Raw genomic sequence first — 15,178 nt, forward strand, 5'->3', positions numbered from 1 at the left:
CTTGACAGGGCGGTGCGCTTCTGTGCTTCTCCGCCGCGCATTTCCTGCCTTGATGAAACGAAAGAAGCGATATCCATGCATCGCTACCGGTCACACCATTGCGGCGCGCTGCGTGCCGGCGATGTCGGCCAAACCGTCCGCCTTTCGGGATGGGTCCACCGTCTGCGCGACCATGGCGGTCTCCTCTTCATCGATCTCAGAGATCATTACGGGCTGACGCAGATCGTCGCCGATCCGGATTCGCCCGCCTTCGCCACGGCTGAGACGCTGCGCGCCGAATGGTGCATTCGCGTCGATGGCAAGGTGAAGGCGCGCACGCCCGAAACGGTCAATGCGCACCTGTCGACGGGCGAGATCGAGGTCTTCGCAGAGGAGATCGAGATCCTGTCGGAGGCGCCGGAGCTGCCGCTGCCGGTCTTCGGCGAGCCGGAATATCCGGAAGATACGCGGCTGCGCTATCGCTTCCTTGATCTCCGGCGCGAGACGCTGCACAGGAACATCATGACGCGCGCGGCCGTCATTGAGAAGCTGCGCCAGCTCATGCGCGACGAGGCGTTCAGCGAGTTCCAGACGCCGATCCTGACGGCCTCCTCGCCGGAAGGGGCGCGCGACTTCCTCGTTCCCTCGCGGCTGCATCCGGGCAAGTTCTACGCCCTGCCGCAGGCGCCGCAGCAGTTCAAGCAGCTCATCATGGTGGCGGGCTTCGACCGCTACTTCCAGATCGCGCCGTGCTTTCGCGACGAGGATCCGCGCGCCGACCGGCTGCCGGGCGAGTTCTATCAGCTCGACGTGGAGATGAGCTTCGTCACCCAGGACGACGTCTTCGCGGCGATGGAGCCGGTGATGCGCGGCGCCTTCGAAGCCTTCGCGAACGGCCGGCCGGTGACGCAGGAATTTCCCCGCATTCCGTTCGCCGAGGCGATGCGCAAATACGGCACCGACAAGCCGGACCTCAGGAACCCCATCGTCATGCAGGCGGTGACGGCGCATTTCGCCGGCTCCGGCTTCAAGGTCTTCGCCGGCATGATCGAGCGCGAGCCGAAGACGGAGGTCTGGGCGATCCCGGCGCCGGGCGGCGGATCGAGAGCCTTCTGTGACCGGATGAATTCCTGGGCGCAGGCGGAAGGCCAGCCGGGGCTTGGCTATATTTTCTGGCGCGAGAAAGCATCGGAAAACCCTATTGCCAATGCGGTGAATTCCTATTTTGAGCAGCTTGCGCCAGTCTTTAGGTTCCTGACGTCAGGAAATCAGGAGGAGCGCGTTCGCGCGCAGATGGCGTTCCAGGATAAAGAACAAGAGCGAGCCGAAACGCTCAGAAACGTGTCTGATGATGAAGCGCGAGAAATTTTGACGCGTATCGATGGGCTGATCGAGAGCGGCAACGAAGATGAAGCCAATTTCTTGAAGGAAGCGTACTTCGGTTCTCAAGAAGCATCGGGACCGGTTGCGAAGAACATTGGTCATGAAAGGACCGAACGCATCCGCCAGCAGCTTGGCCTCAAGGAGGGCGATGCGGTCTTCTTCGCCGCTGGCGATCCGAAGGTCTTCGCCGATTTCGCCGGCAAGGCGCGCGACAAGGTCGGCGCCGAGCTCGGGCTCATCGACGAGGAGCGCTTCGAGCTCGCCTGGATCGTCGATTTTCCGATGTACGAATGGGACGAGGAGGAAAAGCGCGTCGACTTCTCGCACAACCCCTTCTCCATGCCGCAGGGCGGGCTGGAGGCGCTGGAAAGCCAGGATCCGCTGACCATCCCGGCCTATCAGTACGATTGCGTGTGCAACGGCTACGAGATCGCCTCCGGCGCCATCCGTAACCACAAGCCGGAAATCATGAAGAAGGCCTTCGCCATCGCCGGCTACGACGAGAAGGTGCTGGAGGAGCGCTTCGGTGGCATGCTGCGGGCGCTGAAGTTCGGCGCGCCGCCGCATGGCGGCATGGCGGCCGGCATCGACCGCATGGTGATGCTGATCGTCGGCGCCAAGAACCTGCGCGAGGTGACGCTCTTCCCGATGAACCAGCAGGCGGAGGACCTTCTCATGGGGGCGCCGTCGGCGGTGACGCCGAAGCAGCTGCGCGAGCTTTCCATCCGCGTGACGGCGCCGCAGGACTGACCGGGCGGAGGGCGGCGCCACCGGCTCGCTTCCGGCGGTTTACCGCGCTTCTTCCAGGAGCGCCGGAACCGGCGGCTCAGGCGTCGTCGACACCTCAAGGCCGAGAAGCCCGACCAGCGAGGTCGGGTCGGCCTGCGCCGCCTCCAGGAGGGCGCCGACCGGCAGGGGCGCGCGCGGCTTCACGCGAACCACCAGCGCGCCGCGGCCGGAGAGGAAATCCTGCACCGGCTCGGCCAGGAGCTCGGCGACCTCCGGCGGGGCGACGTTGGTGAGCAGGAAGGGGATGGCCGCCACCGTCTGCTCCTTGAAGGCCGCCGTCGGCTGGTTCTGCTGTGCGGCGATGAAGGCGAAGACGCGATCGGCGAGGGAGCGGTCGCTCAGGGCCAGCGTCGCCTCTTGGAGCTCCAGCGGCGCAAGCAATTCAAGCCCGGCGAGCGGATCCTGATTTTGCGACAGACTGGCGATGCTCGCCTTGCGCATCCATTCCTCGGTGACGCCGAGCATCGTGTAGTGCAAGGAGAGATCGGCAGCCTCGGCCACCTCCAGCGCCATGGCGCTTTCCGACAGGCCGCCGGTCTCGCTCCAGCGGCTGACCGATTTCAGATCGACGCGGATATCCTCGTAGCCGAGCTGGTCGAGGACGGCGGCCGCCTTCGGGTCGGAGCGCAGAAGCTCGCCCGGCACGACCAGGTCGCTGAGGGTCGCCGTGCCGCCCGTCGGGAACAGGCCGACATAGCCGTCGAGATCTGCGCTGAGGGCGCGCAGTTGAACCGAGCGTGCCTCCGATTCGCCGATGGCGAGCCGGTCGATGCTAAAACCGCGCATCTTCGGCGCCAGTCTGGGCATGAGCTCGGCCAGGGCCGCCCGCTTGCCGGAGGTCGCCGGCATTCCTTCCTCCGGCAGTCCAAGCGCGGCGAGCTCGGCAATGGCCGCCATGTCGGGAAAGGTGACCTCTCCCACCTCCAGGCTGCCGAGATCGAAATATCCGTCCGGCAGCACGAAGGTAACGCCGGAGAGCTGGAGCGCGCCAAAACGCTCCGCCGACAGATCGGAAAGCGCGAATTCGCCAAGCCGCACGGAGCCGGCCTCCGGCCCGGAATCCTCCACCAGCAAGCCGGAAACGCGGAAGTCGCCCAGTTTCACGGATGACAGGAACGAAACGACGGCCTGCAAGGCCGCTTTCTCGGCCGCTTCCTCGCCCGCCTTGGCCGCCGCCTTTCTCTCCTCGTCAGATATGGCCGCGGCACGGTCGAACGCACCCACGAAGGGCGTCTCAGGCGGGCGCACCGCCAGATCGGCCATGGCGATCTCTTCAAGCGAGAAGGTGGTGCCGTCGGCGCCGCTACCGCTGATGCCCGTATAGGAAAGGTTCTTCACCGCGCTCCGCCAAAAACGGAGCCCGTTATGCGGCGTCTCGGAGAAGAGCTCAGAGAGACTTTGAAGGTCGATGCCCTCGCCGAGCGCGGAGGCGATCCGCACGCGCATCTCTTGCGGGCCGTCCTGTTCAACGACGATCGGGCCGGCCTCGCTGCGCAGGACGGAGCCGTTGGCCCAGCCGGTCAGCGCCAGCCCCTCATAGGTGACGCGGGTCGTTCCGCCCTGTTCGGCCAGCGCGACGACCTCCATTCTGGGAGCCTCGGCGCGTTCCACCTCGCCCTGCGCCAGCCGGCCATAGATCGCGCCGAGCGAGGCCAGCGGCCGCTCCTCGTCGAAGGCCATGCCCACAAGATCGGGGATGGCGATGCGCTCGGCGGTGAATTGGGGAGCCCTTACGCTCGCCCGCTCCGTGACGAGCTCGATGCCTTCCACGGCAAGGCTTTGCGCCGAAAAGCCGCCGCCCGGCCGCTCTCGCGGCGTGTCCAGGCGCAGGCTCTCCAGTGTGAGCGTCAGCGCCGGTTCGGCGCGTTCAAGGCGCACCGAAGCGGCCAGCACCTCCTCATCCTCGGAGGTGATCGCCGCGGCGGAAGCGTTCCAGCCCGGGAGCGCTTCGATGCGTTCCAAGAAGCTCTCCAAAAGCGCCTCGCCGGCCGGATCGGCGAGGGCGGGAGCCGGGGCCATGACGGCCAGGGCGACAAGCAGCTTCAGAGGGGACGCGCCGTGCATGGTGTTTCCTTCTGTCCGGCCGCCTTTGGAACAGCGCCTATTGAGCGCCGTTCGCCTTGACGCTGGCGTTGAGGATGTCCGGGATGGTCTGTGGCGCGGTGCCGATCAGCTGAAGGATCTGCGCGCCGGAGACCGGATCGGACGGTTCCACGGAGATGGTCAGGCTTTTCGGATCGGTAAGGAAGGCCCCGATGGCCGCAGCAGCTTCCGACTGGAATTCCGGGTTCTGCAGGAAGCTCAGCATGAAGGGCAGGGCGGCCGAAAGCTGATTGGCGTATTCCTCACGCGACATATTCTGGGCCTTGGCGTAATGCTCCAGCACGCGGCCGGCGAGCGAGGCATCCTCATAGGTGAGGGTGAAGCTGGAGACGCTCATGGCGCCGATGCCGCCGAAGGGGTCTCCGGCCGCCTCGTCGGAGCCGCCGACATTGAGCTGACCCTTGACGGCGAGGGTGCCGCCATCGCGCAAGGTGAGAGAGACTTCGCTCAGCGAAAGGTCCTGCGTCTGCGGATCGCGGCTTCCTTCCCAAGCGACATTGAAGACCATCTCGTCATAGCCGAGCGCGGCGGGGGTGATCTCCTCGCCAGCGGGAAAATAGCTGAGCGGAATGACGACGCCCTCGGCCGAGCCCTTGCTGTGTTGCGGTACGCCGTCGACGATGTTGTCGACATCCATAGCGAAGATGGGGATGATCATCGGCTCGCTGCGTTCCTGCGGCGTCAGCGATATGTCGCTGCCGCTGATGCGGCGATAGCTGACCCGCAGCTCGTCGCCCTCGGCGGTGCCCTGTCTGGGAAAGCTCGCCTCGGCGATCACCACCTCGCCGATCTCGCCGCTCGTCTCGCCGGACATCGTGCCGTCGCTGAGGACGATCTCCTCGGCGGTGAAAGCCTCGCCCGCTTCGGCGAGCCCGGTCAGCGCCACCTCGGTGAATTGCGTGCGCGTCTCGCCGTCCTGCGGCGCGAAGGTGACGTCGGAAAGCGTGACGGAGCCGCCGCCGCCGGAAGAGGAGCCGACGCTCACCTGCACCTCGCCGCCGCGCGACATGGCGGCCGCGAAGGCATCGGCCACGGATGCGGCATCCTGCGCCAGAGCCCCGCCGGCATGGCCGAAAAATCCGACCAGCAGGGCCGGCGCGAGAAGAAGTCGATTTGCTTGCATGTTCTTCCTTCGGGGGATGGGGGAATAGAGCCGCGCCATGATGGCGCGAGGATGGTGATGGGCAAGTGACATAAGACACACCGCCTTGCCAGCCGGAGAAGGAGCCAGAGCGGCGCCAATGGGTTTCATGTCAGGCTTTCATGCGCACATAGGAGCCGGGCGCATCCTCAAGGGCATGCAGCCGGCCGCCGCCGACCTCACGCCGCAGTACGCGCTTGTCGTCGAGGGTGGTAATCCAGCTTTGCCAGTCGGGCCACCAGGAGCCCGGATGCTCCTGAGCCTCGCCAAGCCAGTTCTCCAGTGTGCCCCTGGCGTCGGGGCCGGTCCAATACTGGTATTTCTTGCGCGTCGGCGGGTTGACGACACCGGCGATGTGGCCGGAGCCGGCGAGCACGAAGCGAACGGGCCCGCCGAAGCAATGGCAGCCGTGGAACACAGACTTGGCCGGCGCGATATGGTCCTCCTTGGTGGCCAGGTTGTAGACCGGCACCAGCACCTTGCCGAGATCGATCTTGCGGCCGGCGATCTTCAGCCGCCCGGTGCTCAGATTGTTCTCCAGATAGCAGTTGCGAAGATAGAAGGAATGGTTGGCCGCCGGCAGCCGGGTGGCATCGGAGTTCCAGTACAGAAGGTCGAAGGGCAAGGGCTCCTTGCCGGCGAGGTAATTGTTGACGACGTAGGGCCAGATGAGATCGTTGGAGCGCAACAGATTGAAGGCGGTCGCCATCTTGGAGCCTTCCAGATAGCCGCGCCGCGCCATGTCCTCCTCCAGCGTCTCAATCTGCTCCTCGTCGGCGAAGACCTTGAGGTCGCCGGCATAGGTGAAGTCGACCTGCGCGGTGAACAGGGTGGCGCTGGCGATCGGACATTTCTTGCGGGTCTGCGCCAGATAGGCGAGGGCGATGGACAGGAGCGTGCCACCGACGCAATAGCCGACGGCGTTCACCTCGCTCTCGCCGGTCGCCTTGCGGACCACCTCCAGCGCGAAAAAGATGCCGTCCTTCATGTATTCGGCAAAGCTCATGGCGGCGTGCCGCTCGTCCGGATTGACCCAGGAGACGACGAAGACGGTGTGGCCCTGGCCGACGGCCCAGCGGATGAAGCTCTTCTCCTCGTTGAGGTCGAGAACATAGTATTTGTTGATCCAGGGGGGGACGATGAGGAGCGGGCGCTTCAGCACCTTCGCCGTCGTCGCCTCATATTGGATGATCTGGCAGATGTCGTTCTGGGCGATCACCTTTCCCGGCGTGGTCGCCAGGTTCTCCCCCACCTTGAAGGCGTCGCGCGTCTGGCGGATGCGCAGCGTGCCGCGGCCCGCCGCCATGTCCTGCGCCAGCATATGCATGCCGCGCGCCAGATTCTCCGCGTTGCTTTCCGCGGTCGCGCGCAACACCGCCGGATTGGTGGCGACGAAATTCGCCGGGGAGAGGGCGTTGGCGATCTGCTGAACGTAGAAGCGCGCCTTGGCCTTGGTGTGCTCGTCGATGCCCTCGCTTTCGCTGACGAGCTCTTCGGCCCAGCGCGAGGTGGCGAGGTAGAGCTGGCGCAGGGCGTCGAACATCGGGTTCTGCGACCATTCGGGGTCGGCAAAGCGCTTGTCGGAAGGGGGCGCCGGCTCCGCGCCGTCACCGACGCTGCGGCGAAGGGCGTTGTTCCAGATGCCGAGATACTGGCCCCAAAGCCGGGTTTGCGCCTCCAGTGAGCGGGCCGGGTCGGCCATCCAGTATTCGCTGACCTGGCCGATGGTCTTCATGACCTCGGCGGCTTGCTCGGCGAGCATGTCGGTATCGGCGCCGCCTTCCTCGCGCGGGCGCAGATAGGCGGCCAGCGCCTTGCCGCCGGCCTCGAAAGCGCGCGCCATGTTGCGGGCGAAGGCTTCCGGATCGGAGGCGACGTAGGGCAGGCCGGCCGGAAGGCGCGCCTGCTCGTCCGCCGGCTGTTTGTCGTGCTTGGCCCGCGAATTGTCCCGCCGTGGCTGCGGCTGGTCGCCCTTGGCTTTGGGCGAGGCGCCTCTGGACCGATTTTTCTGTTCCGCCATGCTGACACAATTACTGGACTTAAGATGCTGTTCCCGGCTTTCGCCATCTGGCACGGTCGCGCCGTTGCGTCCTATAGCACAGGGCGTCTTATAGCACGGGCTCGCCGGGGCTTCGATTGCCGGCCGATGAGGATTTGCGCTTGGATCTCTACGCTCGCCGTTTCACCGTTTTGCCGCCAAGCCCGCGCCGGGCCTTGAGCGTCGTTGCCGTCTCGGCGGTGGCCGCGTTCTGGCTTGCTTCCTGCGCCAGTCTGACCGATCCGTTCAACCCTATGGAGACGACGCCGGAGCCGGAGGAGCAGGCGGCCGCTCCGGAGCGAAGCGCGGCGCGCCAGGGTGCGATCGAGGAGATTCGCGCCAAATCGGCGGCGCAGACCGAATCGGAGGGCACGTTTCCCCATGTCTTCGGGTCGGGCACGCCGGAAAACCTCCTCGCCAAGTCGCCGGCCACGGCCGCGGCGATTGAGGCGGAGCTGCGATCCATCGCGGAGGCGCGCCAGCAGGCACAGGGCGAGGAGCTGGCGGAGCTTCAGGCGCGCGAGGTGGAGCTGCGGCGCCTCGTTGCCGAGCAGCGCCAGCAGGTGAGCGAGAGCATTCGTCAGAACAGCTCAGGCGTGCGATAATTGCCAAACGGCGCGGTCGCGAGCACAAGCGCGCGACCCATCCCGCGATGCGGAGAGACAAAGGCCATGAACGAGTTCCACAAGATCAAGCGGCTGCCGCCCTACGTCTTCGAGGAAGTCAACCGATTGAAGGCCGCCGCGCGTGCGGAGGGCGCCGACATCATCGATCTGGGCATGGGCAATCCGGAATTGCCGACGCCGGACTTCATCATCGACAAGCTCATCGAGACGGTGAAGAAGCCCAGAACCAACCGCTATTCCGCCTCCAAGGGCATCGCCGGCCTAAGGCGCGCCCAGGCGGCCTATTACGGGCGCCGCTTCGGGGTGAAGCTCGATCCGGATCGGCATGTAGTCGCCACGCTCGGCTCCAAGGAGGGCTTCGCCAATATGGCCCAGGCGATCACCGCGCCAGGCGACGTGGTGTTGGTGCCCAATCCGAGCTATCCGATCCACGCCTTCGGTTTCCTGATGGCGGGCGGGGCCATCCGGCACGTGCCGGTGGAGCCGGACGAGGCGTTCTTCCACGCCCTGGAGCGGGCGGTGCACCATTCCATCCCCAAGCCGATCGCCGTCATCCTGTGCTATCCGTCCAATCCGACCGCGCATGTGGCCGACCTTGAATTCTATCGCGACGTGGTGGCCTTCGCGCGAAGAAACGACATCTTCGTGCTTTCCGATCTCGCCTATTCGGAGCTCTATTTCGACGACCCGCCACCACCCTCCGTCCTGCAAGTGCCGGGCGCGATGGACGTCACGGTGGAGTTCACCTCGCTCTCCAAGACCTTTTCCATGCCCGGCTGGCGCATGGGATTTGCGGTCGGCAACGAGCGACTGATCGCCGCGCTGACGCGGGTGAAATCCTATCTCGATTATGGCGCCTTCACGCCCATCCAGGTGGCGGCCGCCGCCGCGCTCAACGGGCCGGAGGAGCCGATCGAGCAGATGCGGCAGATCTATCGCAGCCGCCGCGACTGCCTAGTGGAATCCTTCGCGCGCGCAGGCTGGGACGTGCCGCCGCCGCAGGCTTCCATGTTCGCCTGGGCGCCGGTGCCGGAGCCGTTCCGGGACGTCGGCTCGCTCGCTTTTTCCAAGCTCCTCATCGAGAAGGCGGATATCGCCGTCTCGCCGGGTATCGGCTTCGGCGAGCATGGCGAGGGCCATGTGCGCATCGCGCTGGTGGAGAACGAGCAGCGCATACGCCAGGCGGCGCGCAACCTGCGCCGCTTCCTTGCCTCGGCGGAGGAAACGTTGCACAACGTCGTCCCGCTCAAGGCGAAAGCCTGACAAGCATCACGCTATCCCCGGAAGGCATCCATGGATCAGCCACTCAGGCTCGGGCTGGCCGGGCTGGGCACGGTCGGCACATCCGTTATCAGGCTCCTGCGCGAGCATGAGGAGGCCCTGACGGAGCGCGCCGGCAGGCCGCTGAGGCTCGTCGCCGTCTCCGCCCGCGACCAAACCAAGGACCGGGGCGTCGCGCTTGACGATCTGGAATGGTTCTCCGATGCGGAGGCGCTCGCCCGCTCCGCGAATGTCGATTGCGTCGTGGAGCTGATCGGCGGCGAGGACGGCGTTGCGCGCAGCTCGGCGATGGCGGCGCTTGCGGCCGGCAAGTCGCTGGTGACGGCCAACAAGGCGCTGCTGGCCGCGCATGGCGTGGAGCTCGCCGCGGCAGCGGAGGCGAACGGGGCGATGCTCTCCTTCGAGGCGGCGGTCGGCGGCGGCATCCCGATCGTGAAATCCCTGCGCGAGGCGCTCGCCGGCAACCGCGTCACCAAGCTCTTCGGCATCCTCAACGGCACCTGCAACTACATCCTCACGCGCATGGAGAGCGAGGGGCTGACCTTTGAGGAATGCCTCGCGGAGGCACAGGCGCTCGGCTATGCGGAGGCCGATCCGACCTTCGACGTGGAAGGGCTCGATACCGCCCATAAGCTCGCCGTGCTGACGGCGCTCGCCTTCGGCGTCACCATCGACAAGGAATCGATCTTCGTGGAGGGCATTTCCTCCATTGCGCCGGAGGATATCGCCGCGGCCGACGAGCTCGGCTACCGCATCAAGCTTTTGGGGGTGGCGCAGGAGACCGAAACGGGCATCGAGCAGCGCGTACATCCGACGATGCTGCCGAAGGATTCCAATGTCGCCCGCATCGCCGGCGTTACCAATGCGGTGGCGGTGGAGGGCGATTTCGTCGGCTCGGTGGTGCTTTCCGGCCCGGGGGCGGGCGGCGATGCGACGGCCTCGGCGGTCGTCAGCGATATCGTCGATTGCGCCCGCGGCTTCCGCGCGCCGCCGCTCGGCAAGCCGGTGGCGAATCTCAGGCCCTATCAGCGGGCGCGCATGCGCGCCCATTCCGGCGGCTACTATCTGCGTCTGACGGTGCCGGACCGGGTTGGCGCCTTTGCCGCGATCGCGCGGGCCATGGCCGATCAGAGCATTTCGCTCGATTCCATCGTGCAGCGGAATCGGCCGGCGGGGGCTGCGCCGCGGCGTCGGTCGGAAGAGCTGCGGGCGGTCACCATCATCACCCACGACACCACGGAACAGGCGGTACGTGACGCATTGCGCCGTATCGAGGCGGAGGGCGATATTGTCGGCCAACCGCAGATGATCCGCATCGAAGCGCTTTAACGTCCAGGATAGAGAAAGAGGCCTGGCGTCGAGCGGCGCCGGGGGAGGAGGGGCATATGGCCGATAAACAAGGCATCGCGATGGAGCGCGTTCTGACGCTGGAGCTGGTGCGCGTCACCGAGCGCGCCGCCGTGGCAGCGGCAATGATGCGCGGGCGGGGCGACGAGAAGGCGGCCGACCAGGCGGCGGTCGACGCCATGCGCACCGAGCTCAACCGTCTCGACATTGCGGGCCGCATCGTCATTGGCGAGGGCGAGCGCGACGAGGCGCCGATGCTCTATATCGGCGAGGAGGTCGGTACCGGAAAAGGCACCGAAGTCGATATCGCTCTCGACCCGCTGGAGGGGACGACGATCTGCGCCAAGAACCTGCCGAACTCGCTGGCGGTGATTGCCATCACCCGGCGCGGCGGGCTTCTCAACGCGCCTGACGTCTATATGGAGAAACTGGCGATCGGTCCCGGCTTTCCGGAAGGCTTCATCGAGCTGGATATGCCGCCGGCGGAGATCGTCGGCCGCATTGCTAAGGAAAAGGAAGTGCGCGCGCGCGATGTGACAGCCTGCATCCTGGACCGGCCGCGCCACCAGAAGCTGATTGAGGAAGTGCGCGCCACGGGCGCGGCCATACGGCTCATCGGCGACGGGGATGTGGCCGGCGTCATCCATACCACCGAGCCCGAGCAAACGGGAATCGACTTCTACATCGGCACCGGCGGGGCTCCGGAAGGCGTTCTCGCCGCCGCGGCGCTGCGCTGCATGGGCGGTCAGATGATCGGTCGCCTCATCCTCGATACGCAGGAGAAGCGCCAGCGCGCGGAACGGATGGGCATCGGCGATCCCCGGCGGATCTATTCGGCCGAGGATATGGCCTCCGGCGACGTGCTGTTCTCCGCCACGGGCGTGACGGACGGCAATCTCTTGCACGGCGTCAGCTTCAGGCGCGGCATTGCTACCACTCACACCATCGTCACGCGCTCCTATACTGGGACCCAGCGCTGGGTCCAGGCTAGGCATATCGTCAAGGACAAGTTCGAGTTCATCGACTGAGGCGTCGGTCCAGTCGATTCAGGCACGGCCCCGGCGGGAAGGTTCTGGCAACGCAACAGAGCTGAATACGGGGGTGTAAATGGGACGGTCAGGTCTTACAGCAACGACGCTCGGCGCGCTGGCGCTGAGCATTGCCACCGCTTTTGCAGCGGAAGATACGCATTGGGGGTATGAGGGGGCGCAAGGCCCAGAGCATTGGGCCGCCCTCGGCGAGGCTTATCAAGCCTGCGGAGCCGGCACGCAGCAATCGCCGGTCGACATCGCCGGAACGATCGAGGCCGAACTGCCGGAGATTTCGCTCGCCTGGAAGCCCGGTGCTGGCAGCATCGTCAACAACGGCCATACGATCCAGGTGAACGTGCCGGGTGGCAGCCAGCTTCGCCGCGGCGATGCGAGCTACGAGCTCCTGCAGGTGCATTTTCACGCACCGAGCGAACATCTGGTCGCCGGCAAGGCCTTCCCGATGGAAGCCCACTTCGTCCATCGCGATGCCGCAAGCGGCGAACTCGGCGTGCTCGGGGTGTTCCTCGTGCCCGGCGGCGAGAACGCGGCCTTCTCCGAGCTTGCGGCGGCTTTCCCGCAGAAGCCCGGAGAAGAGGCGACGATCGAAGCCTTCGACCCGAAAGCTCTGGTGCCGGCCGAGCTCGACTATTGGACCTATGCCGGCTCGCTGACGACGCCGCCCTGCAGCGAGACCGTGACCTGGATGCTGGCCGCCGAGCCGGTGGCGGTCGCGGCGGGCGACATCGCGCGCTTCAGCGATCTCTACCCGGCCAATGCCCGGCCGGCGCAGCCTTCCAATCGCCGCTTCATCTTGGGGCCCGCCGTGCCGGCCACGCCGCAGATCGTGGATGTGGTGCTGACGGATGCCGGCGGGCGGCGCTTCGACCTCATCCGCGAGGTGCGCTCCCTTACTGGGCACAGTGTCAGGAAGAGCACGGCACTGATTGATGCCGCGCCGCGTCTTTTGAAGGGAGAGCTTCCTCGCGACGAGGCGGAGGCGATCAAGGCAAGGCTCGAGGGTTTCGGCGCCACGGTGGAGCTGAAATAGGCGGCGCCGCGCCGAAGAGCGCCGGCTCGATGGCAAAGCTTGTGAGGCGCATGGCGCCTGCGCCCGGCCTCGGTCGACGCGGCGGGGCGCCAGGCGCATAATCGGCGCCATGTGGGCACGCGCCGAATCAGATGCCGGATCTGCGAGGCCAGAGGGCGGGCCGGGCTTCGTCCTCGACGTCTCGAAGTCGCTGAAGGGCCGGCCCTGGCGCATGCGCCTTGACGCTTCCGGCGAGGCGGCCGCGCTGGCGATCATGCAGGCGCATGGCCTTTCGGGTCCGATCGCGCGCGTGCTTGCCGGGCGCGGCATTGTGGAAGAGCGCACCGCCGCCTTTCTGGCGCCGTCGCTGAAGAGCGACATGCCCGACCCTTCGACGCTGCGCGATATGGATGCGGCGGCGGCGCGGCTCGCCGACGCCGTCCAGCGCGGCGAGAAGGTGGCGATCTTCGGCGATTACGACGTCGACGGCGCCACCTCGGCGGCGCTCCTTGCCGAAACGCTCGGCGCCCTCGGTCTTGCGCCGGAGATCTACATTCCCGACCGCCTCATCGAGGGCTACGGGCCGAATCGTCAAGCCATCGACCGGCTCCTCGACGCGGGTGCGACACTGATCGTCACGGTCGATTGTGGCGCCACCAGCTTCGAGGCGCTTCAGCGGGCGAGAGAGCGCGGGGCGGAAACGCTCGTCATCGACCACCATCAGATGGGCGCCGAGCTGCCGCCGGCAGCCGCCATCGTCAATCCGAACCGGCAGGACGACGTTTCGGGCCTGTCGCATCTGGCGGCGGTCGGGCTCGTCTTCATGACCGCCGTGGCGCTGTTGCGCGAACTGCGCCGTCGCGGCGACGGGCGAAAGGCGCCGGATCTTCTGCGCTCGCTCGATCTCGTCGCCCTCGGCACGATCTGCGACGTGGTTCCGCTGACGGGCCTCAACCGCGCTTTCGTCGCCAAGGGGCTGGTGACGCTGCGCCACGGCGGCAGGCCCGGCCTCCTCGCGCTCGCGGCAGCCGCCCGGCTCACCGGGCCGGTGGAGGCGGGCCATTGCGGCTTTCTGCTCGGCCCGCGCATCAATGCCGGTGGGCGCATCGGCGAAGCGGGCCTCGGCGCGCGCCTGTTGACGAGCCACGACCGGGCGGAGGCGGAGCGCATCGCCGCCACCCTGGAGCGCCTCAATGCCGAGCGGCAGGCGATCGAGGCAGAGGCGGTCGCGGATGCGACGGCGGAGACCGAGGCGGCAATCGCCAAGAAGGGCGAGGCGCCGGCGGTGATCGTGGCGGCCGGCGAGACGTGGCATCCGGGCGTCGTCGGCCTGGTGGCGGCACGGCTCAAGGAGCGTTTCGGCCGGCCGGCCTTCGCCGTCACCTTCGACGGGCCCGGCGGGGCGGGAACCGGCTCGGGGCGGTCCCTTGCCGGGGTCGATCTCGGCGCGGCCGTGCGGGCGGCGGTCGCCGAAGGCATCCTCATGAAGGGGGGCGGGCACGAAATGGCAGCCGGCGTCACCGTCGCGCGGCAGCGGCTCGGCGACTTCGCCGCCTTCCTGGAAGCCCGGTTGACGGGCGCCGTGGAGACGGCGCTCAAGGAGGATTACCTGAAGCTCGACGCCGTCATCAGCGCCGAGGGGGCGAGCCGGGAGCTTTTTGCCGAACTGGAAAGATGTGGACCTTATGGCGCCGGGCATCCCGCGCCTATCGTGGCGCTGCCCGGCCACCGTATCGCCTATGCCGATGTCGTCGGCTCCGGCCATGTGAAACTCGATCTGCAATCGGCCGCGGGCGGCAGGCTGAAGGCCATCGCCTTCCGGGTCGCGCAAACGCCGCTCGGCGAGGCGCTCCTCACGGCGCGTGGCGAGCGGCTGCATGTCGCCGGCAGTCTCAGCCTCAACCGCTGGGGCGGGCAGGAGAAGGTGGAGCTCCGCCTTATCGACGCCGCGCCCGCGTGAACCTGCGCGCATGTCCCGCCTCGTTCACCCGCCGTCGGAAGGCGGCCGCAAGGCCGTCCGGCGAGGGCCGATGCTCTGTGCGCGCCGACGAGCCCAGGCACGGATGGCCGGGTCGAGCCCACGGCTGTCCGGTTTAATTTTGTGGACTGAGCGCACGGTGTTGATTCTACTCGTGTTCAGACGTTTGGCGCGTCTTCCGGACACGAGGGAGCAACACCGTGCGGCACCACAATAGCGTTTTCCACGACGTCTTGAAGCATGTTCCCTGGGGCGTGTTCGAACGGCTTGTGGACAAGCACCATGCGGACAAGCATGTGCGTCGGCTGTCGACCAAGAGCCAGTTCGTGGCCTTGCTCTATGGGCAATTGTCGGGGGCTCAGAGCCTGCGCGAGATCGTCGGCGGCCTTGAGAGCCATGCGGCCCGGCTCTACCATGTCGGAGCCAGCCCGGCTTCGCGCTCCACGCTCGCCGAT

11 protein-coding genes and 1 pseudogene are annotated in these 15,178 nt (G+C 66.8%); 9 read left to right on the plus strand and 3 right to left on the minus strand.

Going from position 1 to position 15,178, the window contains the following annotated elements; genetic code table 11:
* The first annotated feature begins 75 nt into the window (after positions 1 to 75).
* Positions 76 to 2,112, plus strand: coding sequence for an aspartate--tRNA ligase (gene aspS / locus Q331_RS0113070; protein WP_026381054.1), 2,037 nt, complete (start codon positions 76 to 78; stop codon positions 2,110 to 2,112).
* A gap of 39 nt (positions 2,113 to 2,151) precedes the next feature.
* Here the strand turns inward: aspS and Q331_RS0113075 are convergent, their stop codons facing one another.
* The 3 genes from Q331_RS0113075 to phaC form a co-directional block, all read right to left on the minus strand.
* The gene (locus Q331_RS0113075) at positions 2,152 to 4,215 is read right to left on the minus strand and encodes a hypothetical protein (RefSeq protein ID WP_026381055.1); all 2,064 of its coding nucleotides are present in this window, start codon (positions 4,213 to 4,215) and stop codon (positions 2,152 to 2,154) included.
* Between the two features lie 37 nt (positions 4,216 to 4,252).
* The gene (locus Q331_RS0113080) at positions 4,253 to 5,377 is read right to left on the minus strand and encodes a hypothetical protein (RefSeq protein WP_034492096.1); all 1,125 of its coding nucleotides are present in this window, start codon (positions 5,375 to 5,377) and stop codon (positions 4,253 to 4,255) included.
* Between the two features lie 130 nt (positions 5,378 to 5,507).
* Positions 5,508 to 7,415 (minus strand): class I poly(R)-hydroxyalkanoic acid synthase, encoded by a 1,908-nt coding sequence (phaC, locus tag Q331_RS0113085; protein ID WP_084175043.1) that lies wholly within the window; start codon positions 7,413 to 7,415, stop codon positions 5,508 to 5,510.
* 140 nt (positions 7,416 to 7,555) lie between these two features.
* On the opposite strand from phaC, the gene Q331_RS0113090 reads away from it, so the two are divergent.
* The 8 genes and pseudogenes from Q331_RS0113090 to Q331_RS0113120 form a co-directional block, all read left to right on the plus strand.
* On the plus strand, positions 7,556 to 8,038 hold the full coding sequence (locus Q331_RS0113090; RefSeq protein WP_034492097.1) for a hypothetical protein: 483 nt from the start codon (positions 7,556 to 7,558) through the stop codon (positions 8,036 to 8,038).
* Positions 8,039 to 8,104: 66 nt separating this feature from the next.
* Positions 8,105 to 9,322, plus strand: coding sequence for an LL-diaminopimelate aminotransferase (locus Q331_RS0113095; protein ID WP_026381059.1), 1,218 nt, complete (start codon positions 8,105 to 8,107; stop codon positions 9,320 to 9,322).
* A 30-nt stretch (positions 9,323 to 9,352) separates the two neighbouring features.
* Positions 9,353 to 10,669, plus strand: coding sequence for a homoserine dehydrogenase (locus tag Q331_RS0113100; RefSeq protein WP_026381060.1), 1,317 nt, complete (start codon positions 9,353 to 9,355; stop codon positions 10,667 to 10,669).
* Positions 10,670 to 10,725: 56 nt separating this feature from the next.
* On the plus strand, positions 10,726 to 11,715 hold the full coding sequence (glpX, locus tag Q331_RS0113105) for a class II fructose-bisphosphatase (protein WP_026381061.1): 990 nt from the start codon (positions 10,726 to 10,728) through the stop codon (positions 11,713 to 11,715).
* Between the two features lie 79 nt (positions 11,716 to 11,794).
* A pseudogene (locus Q331_RS21530) lies at positions 11,795 to 12,532 on the plus strand (carbonic anhydrase); the annotation flags it as partial.
* 39 nt (positions 12,533 to 12,571) lie between these two features.
* A complete protein-coding gene (locus Q331_RS24175; RefSeq protein WP_281173907.1) occupies positions 12,572 to 12,766 on the plus strand; it encodes a ribosomal protein L7/L12 in 195 nt (64 codons plus the stop codon).
* A 109-nt stretch (positions 12,767 to 12,875) separates the two neighbouring features.
* On the plus strand, positions 12,876 to 14,705 hold the full coding sequence (gene recJ, locus Q331_RS21535) for a single-stranded-DNA-specific exonuclease RecJ (RefSeq protein WP_051631134.1): 1,830 nt from the start codon (positions 12,876 to 12,878) through the stop codon (positions 14,703 to 14,705).
* Positions 14,706 to 14,923: 218 nt separating this feature from the next.
* Positions 14,924 to 15,178 (plus strand): DUF4372 domain-containing protein (locus Q331_RS0113120; protein ID WP_156953347.1); only part of this gene is annotated, 255 nt, incomplete at its 3' end.

This window comes from Afifella pfennigii DSM 17143 (assembly GCF_000688515.1).
GTDB lineage: Bacteria > Pseudomonadota > Alphaproteobacteria > Rhizobiales > Afifellaceae > Afifella > Afifella pfennigii.